The sequence below is a fragment of the Microbulbifer regidiadema (SeqCode) genome, from assembly GCF_052466995.1.
Genome location: NZ_CP174297.1, coordinates 1356681 through 1375907, shown reverse-complemented (window position 1 = coordinate 1375907; position 19227 = coordinate 1356681). Strand labels below are relative to the sequence as shown.

Here is a 19227-nt window from a genome sequence, read left to right as displayed (position 1 = left end):
CTCCCTGGAGTTATATGAATTTTCTGGCCGGCCACTGCTGCCGGCGAAAGGGCGCTATTCTACCGCTTGCACACACCGGAAAGACAGTGTTGACAAGGATGCCAGTAGGGCGAAGACTCCGCTTGCCGAACCTACGGCATAAATGTAGACGAACACGGAGATTTTAGAGGTTGTCCTGGTTGGATATTGCCAGTGTTACTGGTTTTTTTATCACCTGGGTGGGTTACACCGTATTTGCGCGAAAAAAAGCCAAAGAAACCTGGTGTCTAACATCATCACTTCAGTGGTACCGAGTTGAGTGGATGATGCGTATGCTCGATAGAGATATGCGCATGGCTGACACAGCTATTCTCAGCAACCTGGAGCGGGTGATTGGTTTTTTCGCCTCCACGAGCATTCTAATCCTGGCGGGTCTGGTAACGGCTTTGACGGCGAACAAGGCCGCCATTGAAGTACTCACCAGCTTGCCTTTTGCGGAGCCCACCACCGTTGAGCAGTTTGAACTCAAGGTGATGTTACTGGTCCTGATTTTCATCTTTGCCTTTTTCAATTTTACCTGGTCGTTGCGCCAGTACTCCTTCGCCAATGTCCTGATTGGGGCCGCGCCACCGCCGGAGGCTGAGGGGATATCGGAAGAGGAGCGGCGCCGTTTTGCCATCAGCACCGCCAAAGTGATCGACCATGCGGGCCACAGCTACAACTACGGCCTGCGCTCCTATTACTTCTCAATGTCAGTGTTGGGTTGGTTTATCCATCCACTGCTGTTTATTGCCGGTTACCTGTTTGTTGTCTGTGTTTTATACCGGCGGGAGTTTTTGTCCCGCGCACTGAATTCAATTTTGGCCGCCCGTGGTGGGGACTTGGAGCGCCAGCAGAGGAAGAAATCCGATGGAACATCGTGAAATCCTGGCGGCTTTTGATGGGGTTGCTGAGGCTCGCAGTTGGCAGTCACTGCACACACCCAAAAATCTGACTATGGCGCTATCAGTGGAAGTGGCTGAGCTGGGGCGACACTTTCAGTGGTGCAGTGATACGGAAATCTGTGATTTGATGGCCGGCGATAAGGCCGCTCAGATCGCCGCCGAGCTGGCGGATATCCAGATGTACCTGAGCAAGTTGGCCGCAGTACTCGGGGTCGATATGGATGTAGCGTTGCAGCGTAAATTTGCCGAGAACCGCCGCCGTTGTGCAGAGGCTTTGCAAGGCGAGGATTCCAATGGCTGACAGTCCGTATCAAGATCGCAACTTTGATGATCTCGCCCACCGTTTTCGCAAGCGTATCTACGGTGGCCTCAAGGGGGATATTCGCCTGGCGGTCCTCAACCGGGACTTGGCCCCTTTGTTGGAGAGCGAACAGCGCAGCCTAAAAATCGTTGATGCTGGGGGTGGTCAGGGGCACTTTGCCATGGATTTGGCTGAGGCGGGGCACGAGGTTTTCCTCGCCGATATCTCCGCACAAATGCTTGAGCACGCCGCTGCGGAAATTCACCAGCGCCATTTGCACAAGCAGATGACCCTGCTGCACAAGCCTTTGCAAGAGCTGCCGCAGGTGGAGGCGCTGCGCGATGCCGATTTGGTTATTTGCCACGCGGTACTGGAGTGGTTGGAGCAGCCACAGCAGGCATTGCAACAGCTGCGCGCGCTGCTAAAGCCCGGTGGCCACCTGTCGCTGACCTTCTACAACCGCCGCGCACTGGAGTTTCGCCTGTTGCAGCGCGGTAGCTTTCGCCAATTGGAGCGCAATATTGACGGAGATTACTGGGGAGGGCACCCAGGTAGTTTGACCCCGCAGAACCCACTTTTACCGGAGTGGGTAGACGAATGGTTGACTGAGGCGGGTTTTTCTGTGGTTTGTCACAGCGGCATCCGCTGCTTTCACGATTTTATGACGCCCTCAATTCGGGAAAAGTTGCCGGCATCGGCGATTGTGGCAAAAGAGCTTGAATACTCCCAGGTGGACCCCTATCGGCAGTTGGCCAGGTATATCCACCTGCTTTGTAAGGTTTAACCGGAAATTATTTATAGGCCCCTTAGCAACAACTGTTTGGCGGCATTGATACGCGATGCCAGGTAATCGTTGCCACCCCGATCCGGATGGAGTTTCTGGATTAACTTGCGGTGCGCACTAATGATTTCCTCTCTATCGGCATCGGTTCCGACACCAAGGATTTGGCGCGCCTCGTGCTCGGAGAGTGACGGGCCCTCACTATTATGTGGAGGAGGGCTCTGCGTACCCTGTGGATTTGAGCGCCGGTTTGAATGTTTTTCAAACAGCGGCATCAGCCAGGGTAAAAAGCGGATGACTTGGTTGAGTAAACGCCCCAGCAGGGGGAGTACTAATACCAGGGCTGCCCCCACCCAGTGCAGGCGCCCGGTTAGGGTCAGTGCAACCACAATCGCGGCGACGCCGGCGATACAGGCGATAAAAATTTGCTTGCGTCGGTTCTGCGGTGAGCTAGATTTGATTTTTTGCCAGAGATACCAGGCGGCGATAGCGATTAAAATCAGCAAGATTAAGCGCGCCAATGACAACTCCTTGTAGTGTTGAACTGCCGATGTTGGTTTTGCGTATCATAACTATTTGATTCGCAGATGATATGGGAGGATAAGCGCCTTAGCGCTATCCTGACAAAAGAAAATTCCTGTACTCGAGAAGACAGTATGCAATACGATAAATTTCAAATACCCGACGCGGATCAGGTACTGCCCGGTCGGCCCCAGCCAATGGAGATTAGTGGCACACACTTTGTAAATGGCAACACGATAAAAGAGCCATTCCCCGACAATCTGGACGTTGCCATTTTTGGTATGGGCTGCTTCTGGGGCGCAGAGCGCGTGTTTTGGGAGCTGAATGGTGTCTATGCCACGGCGGTTGGCTACACCGATGGCGCCACTGAAAACCCCAACTACGATGAAGTCTGTACGGGACGCACCGGACATGCCGAAGTGGTCAAGGTTATATTTGATCCGGCCAAAGTCAGCTATGCAGAGTTGTTGCGTGTTTTCTGGGATCACCACGACCCAACCCAGGGCATGCGCCAGGGTAACGATATCGGTTCCCAGTATCGCTCGTGTGTCTTCTGCCTGAACGAAGAGCAGAAACAGGAGGCGGAAGCGAGTAAAGCGGCGGTGCAGGAGGCCCTGGATGGGAAAGATCGCGGGGTAATCACCACCGAAATCAGTATGGTTCAACCGTTCTACTACGCCGAGGAGTACCACCAGCAGTATATGGCGAAGAACCAAGAGGCGATTTGCCCGATTCTTCGCAACCCCATGTACGACTAGACGTTATCTGTTAGCAGAAGCGGGCGGTGCAGGGAGTACCGCCTGTTTTTGTGGCACTGGCTACAATTACTCTCCCGTCATTTTCTCTTCCCCACCTACCTTCACCAAGTTAGCTTTCCTGTATTTGGATACAGACAAGTTATGGCAAAAATCTAAAAAATTAAGCCCGTAAGCTAAAGTTTGCTGCGGCCCTGGCGCGTAAAGTCTCACCTCTAGGTTGCTGTAGAGAGCACCCTGGAGCACCTCATTACTTGATGTGGCGGGGGCTTAAAAATAGGAACCGGTTACAGGTTTCACTCTAGCCGCGTATTTAGGCAAAGAGACATAATAATGAAATGCTATAGCAGCTTTAAGGTGGATTAATGGGTGTAAATAGAATTGCGAGAGCACATAATGGGGTTAAAACCTGGGGGTTTTCGCAAAGTTCACTCCGGAGTTGGGTACACTATGCCAAGTATGGTCCACGTGGAATATGTGCCGCACTCAGCGCACACTGGATTAAGACTCATGCGGTAGATGATAAAAGCCTGCCGAACAAGCTTGGATTGACACCGTGTTCTATAACTCTCGGTCCAATAAGATATCCCTCTTACCGATCACTTAATACCGGTGAGTTAGTCAAGGTGGCAAAGGATTTTCATTTTTGGACTAACGGGGGAGGCAGGCAGAGGGATAATATCGATAATTGGTTAATTTACAACGGTCTTACTAAGGCGAATGAGTATTGCACCAGTTGGGCAGATCTAGCCGTACAAAACCTTGCACCAATAGTGCCGGGAAACCCACCGCCACCTGCGAACCCCATTCCACCTGTTAATAGATGTCTTGTGAATGCATTTAGTCGCTTTCGTGAAACCTATGGATATATTTCTATTAGTTCACGGCGTTCCGGGCATGCGATAGCTGTTTGGATCGCGGATGAGCGTATTCCCTCTGAAGTTGGTGCTCTATTCTTTGATCCAAACTATGGTGAATTCCGCTTCCCGTCAAAAAATGATTTTCTTAATTTTTTTGATGCTTTTTATCGCTATGCCTATTTATCTGGTTGGCAAAATTATTCGGGCCGATGGAATATTAATGCTTATAAAGTAAGCGTTTGGTAATGGTTTTGGAGTTTGAGTAAGTGGTGTTGAACTTCAGGTGATAAAATGGCTGAAATGAATCAGATCTAATCGCGGCTTGTTGGAGGTGGCTTCACTGATGCGCACAATGGCCGATCCAGCTGTCGGGATAGGCGGGCATGGCAACTTGCCCGCTGTTGCTTATAGAAGTTAACTTGGATGCCAGGGTGGCCTCTGCTGTAAGTTCGTTAATTGCCATCACGGCGCGCAGAGATATTACGAAATTGTTTAAAGGTCTCCTCGGTTATTGAAGCCTCTTGGGTGCCAGACCCCTCAGCTTTAGGTTGTCCCATATCTGAAATCGCCTAAAACCTAAAAATATTTGCCCAATACCTAAAGTTAGTAGTGTGCAGGTGGCTTAGGATTAAGTTGTAAAGAATAGGAAGTTTAAATAGAAAGGAGGAGAAGGCTATGGGAGTCAATCGCATTGCAGCGGATCACAATGGTGTGAAAACATGGGGGTTTTCACAATCCTCCCCACGCACTTATATTCATTATTTCAGGTTTAGCAAATTTGGTATTTGTGCAGCTTTAGCTGCCCACTGGATTAAATGCGGAGCCGTAGATGAAACGGGGCTTCCGGACAAGCTTGGGCTAACGCCAACTACAGCAAATGCGGGCCGATTTGGCTTCCGTAGCTACCGATCTTTGAATGTTAACCAGCTAATCAGGGTGGCACGTGATTTTCACACCTGGACTTATGGTGGTGGCGGGCAGGGGCCTAATATTGAAAATTGGCTTATACAGCAAGGTTTACATCAAGAAGATCGCTGGAGCACTAGCCAGATTGATGAGGATCTTAATAACATGGTGGTGCTACGGCCAGGACAAGCTGCTCCACCGAGACCGCCTACACCACCAATTAATGTTCGCTTAGTGAATGCATTGCGACAACTTAGAGATGCCTATGGTTATATCACTTTTTCAGGTCGCAGAGCGGGGCATGCAGTAGGTGTTTGGATAGCAGATGATCGGGTGCCGTCTGATGTCGGAGCTCTATTTTTTGACCCCAATTACGGTGAGTACCTATTCTGGAATAGAAATGATTTCTTTAACTTTTTTGAGGCCTATTACCGCCATGCCTACATGTCCGGTTGGTTTATTCGGTTTACAAATGATTGGACAGTGGATGCCTATACCCGCAAAGTTTGGTGATCGTTTGCAGCTGGATTTCTAAGGCGCTGAGCGGACCTCAATCTGCTCGGTGTCTTTGCCGGTTAGAATATCTACAGCCTGAGTGATTGCACGGGCTGCGGCTTGAGGTTTAGATTGAAGGATAAAATGAGGTCCTTCAAGTTCGATAAACACGATATCTGAATATGCCACTTTAAATTCTTTAGATTTTTTCTCTGGGACGAGAGTGTCCTGTAATGCGCGGATATATACGGCTGGTACTGTTGAGCTAAAATTTTGGTATTTAGAGGTGGCTATTACCCTAAGTCTAGATCTTAGCGCTCCGCTGGGCGTTGCTTCGATCGCTAGTTTGAACTGATTTAGCGTGCTGCGGCTAGCTCTCCAGCCCAAACAGAACAGTCGATATACAATACTGGCCACCGGTAATCTTGCCATTTTATGGATTGGTAGTCGTGTCATTATGCTGGCGAGCAGCCGCTTAGGTGATGAGAGAAATGAGGCAACAAAAATGATTCCTTTTAAATTTGGGATCTGCTGGCCGGACAACTGTGCGGCAATACCTCCGGAAAAAGACTCCGCTATTAAAATAAAATCCTCATTTGGGAGTCTTTTGTAGATATATTGAGATAGGGTTAGATAGTCCTGCTCCCCTCTTTGGGGTAGGGGCAAAACTATGCTATCCACGGCTTGAAGCTCTGTGAGTATCGCTTCAAATAGCATTCCGGTTCCATCCATTCCGGGTAGCAGTACAAGTTTCACTGGTTAATGCCTCTTGATGATCGGTTGTGCCACACGCAGTGTGGGTGCCCTGAGATATCCGTGTGCTAATTGAGCTGAAGTTACTTAATTTGCTGCGCATATATATAAATGTGCAGGCTATTCAACCGGCTTTTTAAGTCCGAGTACCTTGGGACTGTGATCTAGAGCGTGGTCCTCGCCATACGAGTAGAATGACGCCAGTTCATCTGCTTGTATTGTCACCGCGAGATCATCATGATTTAGCCTGTAATCTATGTGGGAGGATTTATCTTCGTTGTAGACACGAAAGAGAAAAGTGCCGTCAAACGATTTAATGATGACTCCCGAAACTCCAGCGGCATCTTGCACTTTAGAGGGGCGGCCACTGTAGATATATTGTTCAACCATCTTTTGGCTCACTATCGTGTATGGGTGGTTTATGCTAGGCAGCCTAGAGGCACCCCTGAGTGGGCTTGCCTATATTTCCTCGATATACTTTGCAGGTACACTCTCAACCAGCCAAACATTATTTGCCGATTTAAAAAATTTGAATCCATCCGTATACATTTTCTGTGTGGCTATAGATAAAAGTATTGGTTGCCCATATCTGGAACCAACATTTTGAGCAACTGCCTGTGACTCAGTGAGGTGGACGTGATGTCGTTTCATCCTTTTTAACCCCTCCTCTCGAATAGCGTTGAGAAATTTACCGGCTGTTCCATGAACTAGAACAGTTGGGGGTTCTTGAGGTTGAAGGTCTAAGTCTATCTCAATAGAATGTCCCTGGTTTGCCCTGATAAATAACCCATCCTCGCTGATACTGAAGCGCTTCTTATCGTTGGTTTCAACAATCACTTCAACTAAATCCCGGTTGAGTGTGAAGTCTGTGGTTTTTTTGATCAGCTCTTCGATGGATGTCCATCCATTTTCATCTAATTCGAGGCCAATAGCCTGTGGTTTGTGTCGCAGCAGGTAGCTAAAGTACTTTGAAATTTTATTTAGGTCTTTGCTCATAGGAGTCTTTCGGTTATTTGTTTGTAATTTTTCTGTTTCTAAAAGTGGGCATGCTCAGAGAAGACGTGTGTAGACCAGCTGACATGTCGTTGATCAGTTGCACTTTTTTAACTTTATCGTGATGGTCAAGTGTCAAGCAGATGTTCAAGCTCTGCTGAGGTCTTGGTTGGTACTATTTGGGTTATATCGTACTCTGCTAAGTTCTCCCGGTAGAAGGGGTCTAGGCTTAAAATTTTGTCTAGTTCACTTCTTGACGTAACTGTTGCTATTATCACCCCGCCAGTTCGCGGCACTTTTCTTCCGGAAATTATAAAATTCCCCAGCTTGTATTGATTGTCTAAATATAGGATATGCTCATTCAGGTGTTTTTCTATTTTATCTAGATGTGCGGTGTAAGTAAGAGAAACTATATACAATTTCTTTCTCCTGAAATATTGATTTTGAGATTTGTTTTTTTGTGGCGCCAGAGGTGCGCAGCAGTTTAGAGTGAGAAAAATTCTGTCAAGGGCAGGCTGTATATGGCCTGCCCAGATATTATCTCATCGAGGCTTGATTATTAGCTTGCCTGATTAATAATATTCTTGCATGAGTTCATCTTGAATTTTTATCAGTTCTTCTACCGACATCGCTTTTACTGTGAAAGCAGGTTTTTTGAGCAGTTCATTAAGGGCGAACAGGTCGCTTTCTCTGCTTGTATTAATGGAGATGCACTTTTCTTGAGTGTCGTATGTCAGGCCAGCTGACTTGTCTAAAAGTTCTTTCAGGATGCTGGGAGAATCTGTTATTTCGTTGATGTCTCCCTTAAGAATCTCCGGGTGTTCATCGAAATAATAACTCAGCATCTTTTCTGATTCTTTTTTAAGCTCATCTAAGGATGCACCAAAAACCAGAGATTCTGAACATTCGTCATACTCCATCAAATATTCGTTAGCTTCGTTAAACCAGATAGCGTAGAATCTGGCTTCATCTTCAAACTTTGTCAGTTTGTAAGCTGTCAGATCGGCTATTTGTAAAAACTCTGCGAAATCATCGTCATTAAGGGCGCTCGGCACGAAGATGTCTCGATAGTCATCGTCTTTAAAAAGTTCAAAACCAAGTTTTTCTTTTACGAATCCATTGACTTTGTCAATTAATTCTTCATCACCGTCAAAAAACTGATAGGTCTCGCCCAGGTTAACTTCTGCCCAGTGCGCTCGTTCAAGTTTTATCTTTTCTGCTCGCGCGGCATCTTCACTGTCAAAGACTGTTTTTATATAGCTGCCACAGGGGTAAAATGTCTCGTCATTGTAGCCCCAATGATATCCGCGAATTACAAATTTACTCATAAATATAACTCCTTAAATAATTTTCTTACTTAGGTTCTTGAAGCTGGGGGGATAAGATATTCCATTGTCCATCCATAGCTCAGGTTGCATTGCATTAAAAAAAGTGGAAGGGTTGATCGAAAAATCATCAAGCACAGGGTTCGTATCAAAAATCATCGGTAGTATATGATTGATAAACCAGCTGTTATGCGTAATCAGTAGGGACTTAAATCTCCCTGATGCGGATAGAGGCGATAGAAGCAGTCTGGAAACTTCCTCGTTGCTAGAAAGTCGGCTGTGTAACTCCTCAATATCTTTCCGAAAGTTATTTGGCAGCTGACTTTCATCAATAGTTTCAACAAAATCTGACAGGCTCGGGATAAATTTATTGTGGTAGTCAACCAGCAGGTGGTCTCTTTCGCATAGGTCCTTGACGTCAACTTCCTTCCCGTCGGAGTTTGTAATCGTGTGGCCGAAAATGGGTACGACAAGATGGTGGACTGCCCACATATTGTGCAGTATCCGATGTCTCATATCGGAGCAAATAAATTTAGTGTGATCAATAAATGAGTGGATTTCTAAGTAATCCTCTTCCTGTCCTCCCCATCTGCGCACTGAAATTTGGCAATGTTTAGTTGGGTTCATGTGTGTACTTCCTGATTTTTTATCTCATCTATCCACGGAGCTTTAACCAATTGCTGAGACTGGGCTGCCCGGAAAAACTTCCTAAAAATATGGCTTAAGCTGTTCAAAGGGGGACGGTATGGAGTCCAAAGTTAGTCCAATTATCCTATTATACCGTGATAGTTTGGTGGCGATAGTCATTTTTTATTTTATTGGGAGTGTTCTTGGGCCCTTCTCGAATTTGATCACTGATTTTAGGCTTGGCTGCGAATTGTTATTTTGTGCTCAGGGCTTTTAAGTTGCCCGCTGAGCTGGACTCTATTATCCACATTTATTTAAATGAATAATTTGTACCAAGTAGGCTGTTTTTCCATCGATTTGATAGGCGGCTTGTGTAAGTAAAGTAGCCGACTAATTCCGCATAAAAGGTGATATCAGTTCCTGCGTTCTGATGTTTAGCTTAGTGCTAGCCGAGATAAAATTAGCTGCTGATTTATTTTAGAGTTTTAATTTGTGCGCTCGTACCATATAGGCCAGGCAGCTCTACAGATAGAGCTGCCTGGCATTGCGGTAAAAAATATGGCGAGGGAAAAGGGGTGGTCTCAGCGCTTTTTGCTAATGGATTGGATACATAATGCTATTCACGGAATTTTTTATTGCCAGTGAGTGATTGGCACCCCCTCTGCTTACTGGTGCGCACACCAGTCACTCCAGCTGCCGGGGTAGAGTAGAGCATCGCGGCGCCCTGCCAAATATTGTCCGTAGAAGTTTACACAGGCGGTAACGCCGGAGCCGCAATAATTGAGCAGCGGTTTGCCGTTGCCCAGGGTATCGAACTGTGCTTTGAGTTCGGCAGTGGACTTCACTTTCTCACTGTTTTTATCCGTCACATTTTGCCAGGGCTGGTTGATGGCAGTGGGTATACGCCCGGCAATCGGGTCGATGGGCTCCTGAAGCCCTGCAAAGCGCTGGGAATCCCGGGCATCTACTAGCTGCCAGGGGGCTTTACCGAGATTCTCTTTGACGCCCTGGTAATCCACCAGAAGATTCTTTTGTGGCTTTGCACTGAAATTGCCTCTTCCCGAGGGCACTGGTGGGCGAGTGCTCAGTGCTTTCCCCGCGCTGAGCCAGGCTTTTAAGCCGCCGTTGAGCACGCTGTTTGCAGTGGTACCCGTCTATTGACAGGAGCGAAAGCTTAAAAGAAGGTTGACCCCGTGTACCGATGAATGTGCTCCAGGGAGCCTAATTTCAAATAGCAGAACGTCCATTGCCTGCTTTTCATGCTAGAAAAAACCGAGGGCTTCCACATCTCCCCCCACTTTCGACCGCTTGCTCTCTTGTTTTGAAGGTAAGTTAATGACGGACAGTGTACCACCCTCTTGACTTCCAATAACAACTGTCTGGCCATTTGGGGGGAAGGCCATGTCCATCGACTCTTTCCTGTTGGAACTATGTGCTGCGTCCATAGGGAGGGTTCTCGATGATCGTCGCAACATTTCCATCCATATTTGTGGCAATCAGCCACTTGCCGTCAGGACTAAACCGCACAATCTGCGCAGGGCACTGATGGCCATTCAAACTAATGCGGGTTATCTGAGTGCATTCGATGGCATCAAAAATTACCAAACCAGGTACTTTGCCATCGGTGATGACCAATAGCTCCCCACCTGGGGAGAGGTCAATTCCAGCTGCGCCATTGGGTGTTGACAGCCTACGCTACGGGCATCAATCGTGCCGATGACTTCGCGGGAGCGTACATCGATTATCACGACTACGCCGCTCGCTTCCGCGCACGAGTAGAGTAGACCATTTGGCCCAAGTTTCATTGTATGGGGGCCTCGGTAAGGATTGATGTCGATGTATCCGCGATGTTGCTGTGCCACTAAGTCGATGAGCGCGATCAAGTGGTCGGGGTTTGGATTACTCCCAAAGATCCCAGAGCCATAGATTGGAACATATGCCTCTTTACGGTTGGTGAGATTGTTAATTTATGGGGTACAGGTGGAAAGTCGCTCAGAGTACTTCGTATCACAAAGGTGTCTGGATCGACGAAGTGAATTGTCCCTCCCTTCTTGTCGATGGCAATCATTTCCTAAGGCGAATCGATCATGATCTTCAGCTCATGTGGGTTGTGCTTTTGGACCCAGCGATGGTTAAAAGTGTCGTTGCTCAAGTACACTAATGCTGCAATTATCTGCGTTGCTAGAGTTCCCAATTACTTTATCTTTCTAAAAGTGCAGCAACGTCTTGATGACTTGCTTTGGTGGGAGTAATTGACGCTCAGGGTTACCATTAAATTGGCTGAAATATACCTTTGAGTTGGAGGCGGTTATCTTAAGAATAAAAAAGCTGCCTTATTCTCTGGAATCTAAAATTATACGACCAAATCCTAAAGATCTAGGGTCTGATTTGCTTTAGTTTACAGTAAGTCGAAATATGGCTAATTCGGCTGTCAGTATCAATTTGGTGCCAAACGTGAGGAGGGGGTTCTGAAATTCCTAGCCATTTTTTAGTTGTGGGTTTTCGTTTGGTTTAATTCAGGAAGTATATTTTTGGTTGTAATTATCTGTTGGGAGGGTTGTAAAAATGCGCGTTAGTACAATTGCTGGACGTCATCGCGGGCAAAAAGTCTGGGGCTTTTCCCAGGGCTCACTAAGAGTTTGGGTGCACTATGCTGGATTCAGTAAGTTCGGTATTTGTGGGGCCTTGACTGCGCACTGGATACATTGCAGGGTTTCTGAGGGGGCATCTCTATCAAGTAAATTGGGTTTGTATGAAAGATGGAAGATTGGAACAAGTCCATTTACATTTACTCGGCTTCGCTCTTTAAATATTGGTGAGTTGAGAAAAGTTGCTAAATCTCAGTGGGGTTGGGCACACGATAAAAATAATTCATATATGAACAATCTGGAAGGGTGGCTGAGGGGGCGTGGGGTGCATGCAGTGCCTGGGCTTGGCGAGGATTCCAACATGCAAATAGCTGTTCCTGGAGCTCAGCTTTTGTCAATGACTGATTTCTTGGTGGCATCATTAGAGCAGTTAAATGATAATTACGCAATAATTGTTGTGTCAGGTACAACCTTCGGTTGCTTTCGCGCAGCCCATGCAATTTCTCTCTATATTGGACCCGCCGGGACGGCTCAGAGATGCATATTTTTTGACCCTAATCATGGGGAGTACAGTTTTAATACAAAACAGGATTTTCTTAATTTCTTTCGTGAGTATTACCGGCGGAAAATTTTGTCGAGTGGATTTGGTTCCCTCGGTCTTTCAAGTGGATGGCGGACTTATGTTTATAATTGATAAGGTACAGAATGATAGACTTTCTTGAAGCAGCCACTGTTAAAAATGGTGTGGAGTAAGTTGGTATTGGTAGATGCCTATTTGACCGCTTTAATAGCTCTTTATATATAAATGTAGCTATGAACCTAAGGGCACTTGCCTGATACAATATCTTTGTCAAGTGTTCCAATTTCGCAGAGTGACTCTCGATAGTAAAGATTAACTGTTATCTGTTACTGATGTGCGCACCAGTCACTCCAGCTCCCAGGATAGAGTAGTGAGTCGTGGCGGCCAGCCAAGTATTGTGCATAGAAATTGACGCAGGCAGTAACTCCTGAGCCGCAGTAGTTGAGAAGTGGTTTACCGTCGGTTAAGTTATCGAATTGTGCTTTGAGTTCGGCAATAGATTTCACTTTCCCATTGTTTTTGTCAGTAATATTTTGCCAGGGCCGGTTGATGGCGGTGGGTATATGCCCGGCAATCGGGTCGATGGGCTCCTCAAGCCCTTCAAAGCGTTGACTGTCCCGGGCGTCTACGAGCTGCCAAGGTGCTTTACCCAGGTTTTGCTTGATGGTCTCGTAATGAACCAAAAGATTTTCTTTTGCTTGTGCGCTGAAGTTTCCCTGCCTGGATAGAATAGGTTCGCTTGTGTCTAATGCCTCCCCAACATCGAGCCAAGCCTTTAGGCCGCCATTCAGAATGCTGATTTTCTTGTGGCCGAAGAAGAAAAATAGGAACCAGGCGCGGGCGGCAAAGCCCAGGCGGTTATCATCGTAGGCGATGACCGGTGTGTCACTATTGATTCCCAGTTTGCGGGCGAATGCCTGGAACTGCGTGGCAGTGGGCATCGGGTGGCGGCCGCCGTAGCGCTGTAGGGGGGCAGAGAGATCCCGGTGTAGGCAGGCGTAGTAGGCGCCGGGAATATGGCCGGCCCGGTAGTCCCGCGCACCGCTGTCGCGGTCCGCGAGACTGTAGCGACAGTCCAGTATCACCGCTGCGCCGGTATTTTTAAGTTCGACCAAATCCGCCACTTCGATCAGGGCGCGGCTGCGGTTATTGTCCATGGGCCTTCTCTCAATCCTTGTGGCAAAATTTGTGCGGTTTGCTCCCCGCAGGGTTAGTGACTAGGGTGTACTCTCTGGGCCGGGGGCTTCCGCTGCTTGGGGCTCAATGGCCGGTTGCTCGGCTTCCTGTTGTAACTCCGACGTCTGCTCAGTGGAGATCTGATCTGCTAATTCTGCCTTGCGGCAGGTCATGGCGATCTCGGTTTGATCTTCGGCGGGGTTGTCGAGAAAGCGCGCGACAGCCCGCTCTGCACAGTTGCTGGCGGAGATAATATCGTGGGACAGCTGGGGAAATAGCAGCCACTGGTGGTTGGGCAGTTCCCTGCGGGCGATATCTACATCGTCTGCTGCGAGCACCGGGTCCAGGCCGCCGTGCAATACTATCGCGGGAACCGGTGTGGAGATCGCTTCTGACTCGGTCAGTGGCGCAGAGGGGATTGCCCAGATACGGCACTGTATCTGTAACAGGTTCAAATCTGAACGCACAGCGCCGCCGAGTATGCCGGTGTCGGCGGCGTTGGCTCTGGCCTGATCGAAATCGACAAAAGGGGCCTCTTCATAGCAGAAGTGGCTGACACCGGCGGCATCGCCAAAGTAGGGGTCCAGCACAATTTCCATAAAGCGCGCGATGGCCTCTTGAGCCGGCTCTAATCCTTCATCCCCTTCACTTTCCAGCCCCTCGATCATCTTGGGCAGTTTATTGTAGAAATTCTCGTCGTATAGCGCCTGGAACAGAACCCTCAGCAAGCGCTGTCCGGTGAGTACAAAGGGATAGCTCTGTCTGGCGTAGCGGTGCTTGATTGGGATAGTGCGCGGCTCTTCATCCAGGGTCTGCACCAGATTTTCCAGTCTGCGGCGCAGATTGGGGTAGCGGCTGTTGCACTTTTCGTCTTGGATGCAGTGCTGGAGACCGCGTTCATAGGCGGCCAGGGAGTCCTGTGGCAGTTGCTGAGTGTAGACGATATTGGGAAAGACGGCGCTGTTAAGTACCAGGGTGCGCACCGACTCGGGGTAGTCGCGAGCCACGGTAAGGGCGTAGCGGGAGGAGTAGGACACCCCGTAGAGGTCAAACTTTTCCAGTTTGAGTGCCTTTCTTAGCTCGTCTACATCCCGGGCAATAACCGAGCTGTTGTATTGGGCCAGATCGGTGTCCTTGCTCAGGCGGCTGTAGCAGCGCTCCATGCTAAAGGAGAAAACCCGGGACTCCTCTTCCGGAGACAGGTTGCGCTGGAAGGCGGTATCGGCATCTTCGATAAATTCGCTACAGGTGAGACGCGGTTGGGCCATGCCGGTGCCGCGAGGGTCAATAACAAACAGGTCCCGGCCATCTTCTACGGTCATGGCCGCATAGTTCAGCCACAGCCAGTCACTGGCATTCTCTGGCTCCAGCCCCATGCTGGCGCCCGGGCCACCGGCCCCCAAGTGGAGGAGGGGGATTTTTTCTGGATCGGGATCTGTAGCGCGAAAGCGCACGACCGGGAAGCGGATCTTGCGCTTTTCTGGGTGGGCATAGTTCTCCGGCACTTCCATCATAAAGCACTGGGTGAAGGGCCAGGAGTCATCGATTTTAAACCAGCAGGGTTTCGCGACCAGGCGAGCGTATTGCTTTTGCGGTGCTGGATCGGTTTGAGCAGAGTTGGTTGCGCGTTCACAGGCTCCAATCACTACAGAAAAGAGCGTGATAAGAAGGATGCGCAATCGGGTTTTTCGCACTTAGATGATTCCTGTAATTTGCTAATAGGGGGTTGTGGGCCTGGGTCACTGCTTGCCAAAGCGTGCTACCGGCGCGGAGATATTCCAGCGCAGAGCCGCCAGGCGGATTGCCAGTGTTACAAAAACGGCGATGGCTAATACCAGTTCATGGGATGGCCAGCCGAGGTGGTCCAGTGCAACGAATATGGCTGTACCAGTCAGTGCGGCAGTAGCATAGATTTCACGCCGGAGTAACAGCGGAATATCACCGGACAGTACATCTCGAATGAGGCCGCCAAAGGTGCCGGTCATAACACCGAGCACGATTGCGATGGTGGCGGAGTAGCCCAGCTCGAGTACTTTCTGGGTGCCGAGTACCACAAATACGGCGAGTCCAATGGCATCTGCAACCATAAGCAGGCGCATAGGGACCCTCAGATAGCGTATCAGGTAAAAGCTCACTACGCCGGTAATTGAGGCGATCCACAGGTAATAGGTGTGATCAAGCCAGAATACGGGGATATTGAGGATAATATCCCTGGCAGTACCGCCACCAATGGCGGTGACACAGGCGAGTACTACCGCACCAAATAGATCCATCTGCTTGTGGCCGGCGGCGAGTACGCCACTAAAGGCAAAGACCGCGATACCGATTAATTCAGACCAATACAGCAGCTCATCCATATCATTGTTACATCTAGTGATTGGCGGGCAGGGGAGAATAGCACTTCTGTCAATATAAGGGGAATTGGACCGCGAGTCGGGTCGAGAAGTGTGAGCTGCCGCAATCGGGCCGGGGCGCTTGAGCGACGGGCCACAGGGGAGGGGATCTCCCCTTGTAGCGGGGCCGGTGTAGATTATTGCTACTCTTATTTATCACCTTCTACCCCTGGTGACTGGAGTATGCCCCTCAAGAGCGTCCTTTTGGCTTTGTTTGCGGTCACTATTATTGGGCTGAGCTTTCCTGTGACCAAGATGGCCTTGGCTGATTTACCTCCACTGTTATTGGCTGCGGTTCGTTTTACACTGGTTTCGGTTTCTTTGGTCTTTTTTTGCCCATTCCCGAAGACATCGATTGCCAATGTGATAGGGATTGGTTTTTTTCAAGAGTTTCTGGCACTGGGATTTGTGTATTACGCTTTAAAGTCCGATATTCAGTCCGGTGTGGCCTCGCTCTTAGTGCAGTCGCAGGTGCTATTTACTCTGTTGCTGTGTGCGTTGCTCTTTCACGACCGATTAAACCGCCAGCAATTTTTGGGTTTACTGATTGCCATTGCGGGGTTCGCTATTTTCTTTTACTACGCCGATAAGGGAGGCTCGACAACGGCAAAGGGGCTTTTCTTGGTATTGGCAGCGGGTCTTTCCTGGGCGGTGGCGAATATTTTATTCCGCAGAATAAAGCCCGATGTGAATTTATTACACTTACTGGTCTGGGCTTCACTGGTGCCGCCAATACCTATGTTACTGCTGTCGCTGGTTTATGAGAGCCACACCCCCTGGGTGTTTTTCACCCATTTAAAAGGTATCACTTGGTTTTCTATTTTTTACCAGGCATTTCTTGTGACTTTGATCGGTTATGTTTTGTGGGGAGGATTAATACGCCGCTACCCCTCAGCCCTTGTCGCGCCATTTGCATTACTGGTGCCTGTTGTTGGGATGCTCGGTTCGTCAGTGATACTCAATGAGAGTCTTACTTATGCTGAGTGGTTCGCCTCTTTACTGGTCCTGCTGGGTGTTGCACTGTGTGTGGTGAAGTTTGGTGGTCGAAGCCCGGCTGAAACGAGTGTCGAAGCCGGGGAGCGATAGGGGTGGGTAATTTTAGTTATGCCATTGCTTAGAGTTCTACAAGCGCTCGCTTGCGCCCTGATAATTGGTATGGCTTACCCGATTATCAAATTGGCGCTTGGGGATGTTCCGCCGCTGCTGTTAACTGCGGTTCGATTTAGTTTGGTGGGGCTGCCGCTGGTATTTTTTTTTCCCTTTCCCAAAACGTCTGCTCTCAGTGTCCTGCTGATCGGCATTTTTCTTCAGTTTTTAACCACTGGTTTGGCGTACTTTGCACTGCGCGCTGATGCGCAGGCGGGTGTCGCCAGCCTTTTAATGCAGTGCCAAGTCATTTTCACGCTGATATTTAGCGTCTGTTTTTTTGCCGATAAGGTGAGTCGCCAGCAGTTAATCGGTTTGCTGATCGCTATTGGCGGGTTTGTTTTATTTTTTATTCATGCGGATGAAGATGGGGCGACAACCGTAAAAGGCTTTGTGCTTCTGGTGGGCTCGGGGATGAGTTGGGCAATCGGTAATATGGTGCTGAAGACCATGAAGGGAGTCAATCTGCTCCACTTGATGGTTTGGGCTTCACTGGTACCGCCGATTCCTTTATTTGTGATGTCTTACTATATGGAAACGCAGAAGCCGATAGCGATTTTACTGGGGGCTTCACCTATGGCATGGGTGGCCATTTTTTATCAGAGCTTTTTAATTACTCTGCTTGCTTTTATCTGCTGGGGAGACCTGATTCGGCGCTACTCTTCCGCCTATGTGGCGCCGTTTGGATTACTGGTGCCGGTTTTTGGCCTGCTGGGTTCGCGGGTGCTCTTGGATGAATCCATGGATGCGGTGGAGTGGGGAGCCTCGGTATTGGTTTTCGCCGGAATCGCACTCTGTGTCATCAATGTAAAGGCAATTGAGGGCAAGACTTGAAATTAGTCGGTGGGATTTAAGCAGAGGCGGGCGCGCCGCCGGCAGTTGCCGGCAGCTGCGCCCTGGAGATGCGTTACACGAATGCCTGTAGGCCGGTTTGCGCGCGGCCGAGGATTAGAGCGTGTACGTCGTGGGTACCTTCATAGGTATTTACGGCTTCGAGATTCATCACGTGGCGAATAACGTGGAATTCATCGGAAATACCGTTGCCGCCGTGCATATCGCGGGCAATACGTGCGATATCCAGCGCTTTGCCGCAGTTGTTGCGCTTCACCAGGGAAATCATGGTGGGGTCGAACTGCTTGTTTTCGTCCATGATGCGGCCTACGCGCAGGGAGGCTTGTAGACCCAGGGTGATTTCAGTCTGCATATCCGCCAGTTTCTTCTGGAACAGCTGGGTTTGGGCCAGCGGACGGTTGAACTGGGTGCGGTCCAGGCCGTACTGGCGGGCGGCGTGCCAGCAGAATTCACCGGCGCCCATGGAGCCCCAGGAAATACCGTAACGGGCGCGGTTCAGGCAGCCGAAGGGGCCGCGCAGTCCGCCGATTTCGGGGAACTTGTTTTCCTCAGGAACAAACACATTGTCCATCACAATCTCGCCGGTAATAGAGGCGCGCAGTGAGAACTTGCCTTCGATTTTCGGTGCGGAAAGACCTTCCATACCCTTATCCAGTACGAAACCGCGAATAATATCGTCGTCATCTTTAGCCCAAACAACGAAAACATCGGCAATCGGGCTGTTGGTGATCCACATTTTGGAACCGCTGATGCGGTAGCCGCCATCGACTTTCTTGGCGCGGGTTTTCATGCCGCCGGGATCGGAACCGGCGTCGGGCTCGGTCAGGCCGAAACAGCCGACCCACTCACCGGATGCCAGCTTAGGCAGGTATTTTTGCTTCTGCTCTTCGCTGCCGTAGGCGTAAATCGGGTGCATAACCAGGCTGGACTGAACACTCATGGCGGAGCGGTAGCCGGAGTCTACGCGCTCGACTTCGCGCGCCACCAGGCCGTAGGAAACGTAGTTGAGACCGGCGCAGCCGTAGCCTTCAATGGTAGAGCCGAGCAGACCCAATTCACCCATCTCGTTCATGATTTCACGATCGAAGATTTCGTGACGGTTGGCTTCCAGAACTCTGGGCATCAGTTTGCTTTGGCAGTACTCACGTGCCGTATCGCGCACCATGCGCTCTTCGTCGCTCAGCTGTTGATCCAGCAGCAAAATATCGTCCCAGTGGGCGAGTGGCTGATGTTTACTCATGGTTTGTCTCT

At 49.3% G+C, this 19227-nt stretch carries 22 protein-coding genes; 10 read left to right on the top strand and 12 right to left on the bottom strand.

Going from position 1 to position 19227, the window contains the following annotated elements; translation table 11 throughout:
* The first annotated feature begins 170 nt into the window (after window positions 1–170).
* The 3 genes from ACJJIK_RS05790 to ACJJIK_RS05780 are packed head-to-tail and all read left to right on the top strand — an operon-like array spanning window position 171 to window position 2008.
* Window positions 171–902 (top strand): DUF599 domain-containing protein, encoded by a 732-nt coding sequence (locus ACJJIK_RS05790; protein WP_444930732.1) that lies wholly within the window; start codon window positions 171–173, stop codon window positions 900–902.
* Window positions 889–1224: a nucleotide pyrophosphohydrolase gene (locus ACJJIK_RS05785; protein ID WP_444930733.1), complete on the top strand. Its 336-nt coding sequence runs from the start codon at window positions 889–891 to the stop codon at window positions 1222–1224. The genes ACJJIK_RS05790 and ACJJIK_RS05785 overlap by 14 nt, the downstream gene beginning before the upstream one ends.
* Window positions 1217–2008, top strand: a complete 792-nt coding sequence (locus ACJJIK_RS05780; protein WP_444930734.1) for a methyltransferase — start codon at window positions 1217–1219, stop codon at window positions 2006–2008. The genes ACJJIK_RS05785 and ACJJIK_RS05780 overlap by 8 nt, the downstream gene beginning before the upstream one ends.
* A gap of 11 nt (window positions 2009–2019) precedes the next feature.
* Here the strand turns inward: ACJJIK_RS05780 and ACJJIK_RS05775 are convergent, their stop codons facing one another.
* Entirely contained in the window at window positions 2020–2526 is a 507-nt protein-coding gene (locus ACJJIK_RS05775) for a J domain-containing protein (protein ID WP_444930735.1), read from the bottom strand.
* Window positions 2527–2661: 135 nt separating this feature from the next.
* Here ACJJIK_RS05775 and msrA point away from each other — a divergent pair, with 135 nt between their 5' ends.
* The 3 genes from msrA to ACJJIK_RS05760 all read left to right on the top strand — a co-directional run bounded on the left by msrA (window position 2662) and on the right by ACJJIK_RS05760 (window position 5561).
* Window positions 2662–3285, top strand: coding sequence for a peptide-methionine (S)-S-oxide reductase MsrA (gene msrA / locus ACJJIK_RS05770; protein WP_444930736.1), 624 nt, complete (start codon window positions 2662–2664; stop codon window positions 3283–3285).
* Window positions 3286–3908: 623 nt separating this feature from the next.
* Window positions 3909–4388, top strand: coding sequence for a YopT-type cysteine protease domain-containing protein (locus ACJJIK_RS05765; protein ID WP_444944457.1), 480 nt, complete (start codon window positions 3909–3911; stop codon window positions 4386–4388).
* Window positions 4389–4817: 429 nt separating this feature from the next.
* The gene (locus ACJJIK_RS05760; RefSeq protein ID WP_444944456.1) at window positions 4818–5561 is read left to right on the top strand and encodes a hypothetical protein; all 744 of its coding nucleotides are present in this window, start codon (window positions 4818–4820) and stop codon (window positions 5559–5561) included.
* An 18-nt stretch (window positions 5562–5579) separates the two neighbouring features.
* Here the strand turns inward: ACJJIK_RS05760 and ACJJIK_RS05755 are convergent, their stop codons facing one another.
* The 7 genes from ACJJIK_RS05755 to ACJJIK_RS05725 form a co-directional block, all read right to left on the bottom strand.
* On the bottom strand, window positions 5580–6260 hold the full coding sequence (locus ACJJIK_RS05755) for an alpha/beta fold hydrolase (protein ID WP_444930739.1): 681 nt from the start codon (window positions 6258–6260) through the stop codon (window positions 5580–5582).
* Between the two features lie 156 nt (window positions 6261–6416).
* Window positions 6417–6686, bottom strand: a complete 270-nt coding sequence (locus ACJJIK_RS05750) for a hypothetical protein (RefSeq protein ID WP_444944455.1) — start codon at window positions 6684–6686, stop codon at window positions 6417–6419.
* Between the two features lie 69 nt (window positions 6687–6755).
* Window positions 6756–7292, bottom strand: a complete 537-nt coding sequence (locus tag ACJJIK_RS05745) for an RNA 2'-phosphotransferase (RefSeq protein ID WP_444930741.1) — start codon at window positions 7290–7292, stop codon at window positions 6756–6758.
* A 125-nt stretch (window positions 7293–7417) separates the two neighbouring features.
* Complete coding sequence (locus ACJJIK_RS05740) at window positions 7418–7708, bottom strand: YciI family protein (RefSeq protein WP_444944454.1); 291 nt, start codon at window positions 7706–7708, stop codon at window positions 7418–7420.
* A gap of 153 nt (window positions 7709–7861) precedes the next feature.
* On the bottom strand, window positions 7862–8617 hold the full coding sequence (locus tag ACJJIK_RS05735) for a hypothetical protein (RefSeq protein ID WP_444944453.1): 756 nt from the start codon (window positions 8615–8617) through the stop codon (window positions 7862–7864).
* Window positions 8618–8629: 12 nt separating this feature from the next.
* Window positions 8630–9241, bottom strand: coding sequence for a DUF6915 family protein (locus tag ACJJIK_RS05730; RefSeq protein ID WP_444930744.1), 612 nt, complete (start codon window positions 9239–9241; stop codon window positions 8630–8632).
* A gap of 665 nt (window positions 9242–9906) precedes the next feature.
* The gene (locus ACJJIK_RS05725) at window positions 9907–10374 is read right to left on the bottom strand and encodes a sulfurtransferase (RefSeq protein ID WP_444944452.1); all 468 of its coding nucleotides are present in this window, start codon (window positions 10372–10374) and stop codon (window positions 9907–9909) included.
* Window positions 10375–10642: 268 nt separating this feature from the next.
* Between ACJJIK_RS05725 and ACJJIK_RS05720 the strand changes: the two genes are divergently transcribed.
* Both ACJJIK_RS05720 and ACJJIK_RS05715 read left to right on the top strand, forming a co-directional pair.
* Window positions 10643–10879, top strand: coding sequence for a hypothetical protein (locus ACJJIK_RS05720; protein WP_444944451.1), 237 nt, complete (start codon window positions 10643–10645; stop codon window positions 10877–10879).
* Between the two features lie 927 nt (window positions 10880–11806).
* Window positions 11807–12523 carry a YopT-type cysteine protease domain-containing protein gene (locus ACJJIK_RS05715; protein ID WP_444944450.1) on the top strand — a complete coding sequence of 239 codons (717 nt, stop codon included), beginning with the start codon at window positions 11807–11809 and terminating at the stop codon, window positions 12521–12523.
* A 212-nt stretch (window positions 12524–12735) separates the two neighbouring features.
* On the opposite strand, the gene ACJJIK_RS05710 is transcribed toward ACJJIK_RS05715, so the two are convergent.
* Genes ACJJIK_RS05710 through ACJJIK_RS05700 form a run of 3 tightly spaced genes read right to left on the bottom strand, consistent with a single transcriptional unit; the run spans window position 12736 to window position 15942 of the window.
* Window positions 12736–13566 carry a sulfurtransferase gene (locus ACJJIK_RS05710; RefSeq protein WP_444930750.1) on the bottom strand — a complete coding sequence of 277 codons (831 nt, stop codon included), beginning with the start codon at window positions 13564–13566 and terminating at the stop codon, window positions 12736–12738.
* Between the two features lie 60 nt (window positions 13567–13626).
* Window positions 13627–15279 (bottom strand): alpha/beta fold hydrolase, encoded by a 1653-nt coding sequence (locus tag ACJJIK_RS05705; protein WP_444944449.1) that lies wholly within the window; start codon window positions 15277–15279, stop codon window positions 13627–13629.
* A gap of 45 nt (window positions 15280–15324) precedes the next feature.
* Window positions 15325–15942, bottom strand: a complete 618-nt coding sequence (locus tag ACJJIK_RS05700; RefSeq protein WP_444930752.1) for a trimeric intracellular cation channel family protein — start codon at window positions 15940–15942, stop codon at window positions 15325–15327.
* Window positions 15943–16161: 219 nt separating this feature from the next.
* Between ACJJIK_RS05700 and ACJJIK_RS05695 the strand changes: the two genes are divergently transcribed.
* Both ACJJIK_RS05695 and ACJJIK_RS05690 read left to right on the top strand, forming a co-directional pair.
* Window positions 16162–17064, top strand: coding sequence for an EamA family transporter (locus tag ACJJIK_RS05695; RefSeq protein WP_444930753.1), 903 nt, complete (start codon window positions 16162–16164; stop codon window positions 17062–17064).
* An 18-nt stretch (window positions 17065–17082) separates the two neighbouring features.
* Window positions 17083–17958, top strand: a complete 876-nt coding sequence (locus tag ACJJIK_RS05690; protein ID WP_444930754.1) for an EamA family transporter — start codon at window positions 17083–17085, stop codon at window positions 17956–17958.
* Window positions 17959–18031: 73 nt separating this feature from the next.
* Here the strand turns inward: ACJJIK_RS05690 and ACJJIK_RS05685 are convergent, their stop codons facing one another.
* The gene (locus tag ACJJIK_RS05685; RefSeq protein ID WP_444930755.1) at window positions 18032–19216 is read right to left on the bottom strand and encodes an acyl-CoA dehydrogenase; all 1185 of its coding nucleotides are present in this window, start codon (window positions 19214–19216) and stop codon (window positions 18032–18034) included.
* Between the last annotated feature and the right edge of the window lie 11 nt (window positions 19217–19227).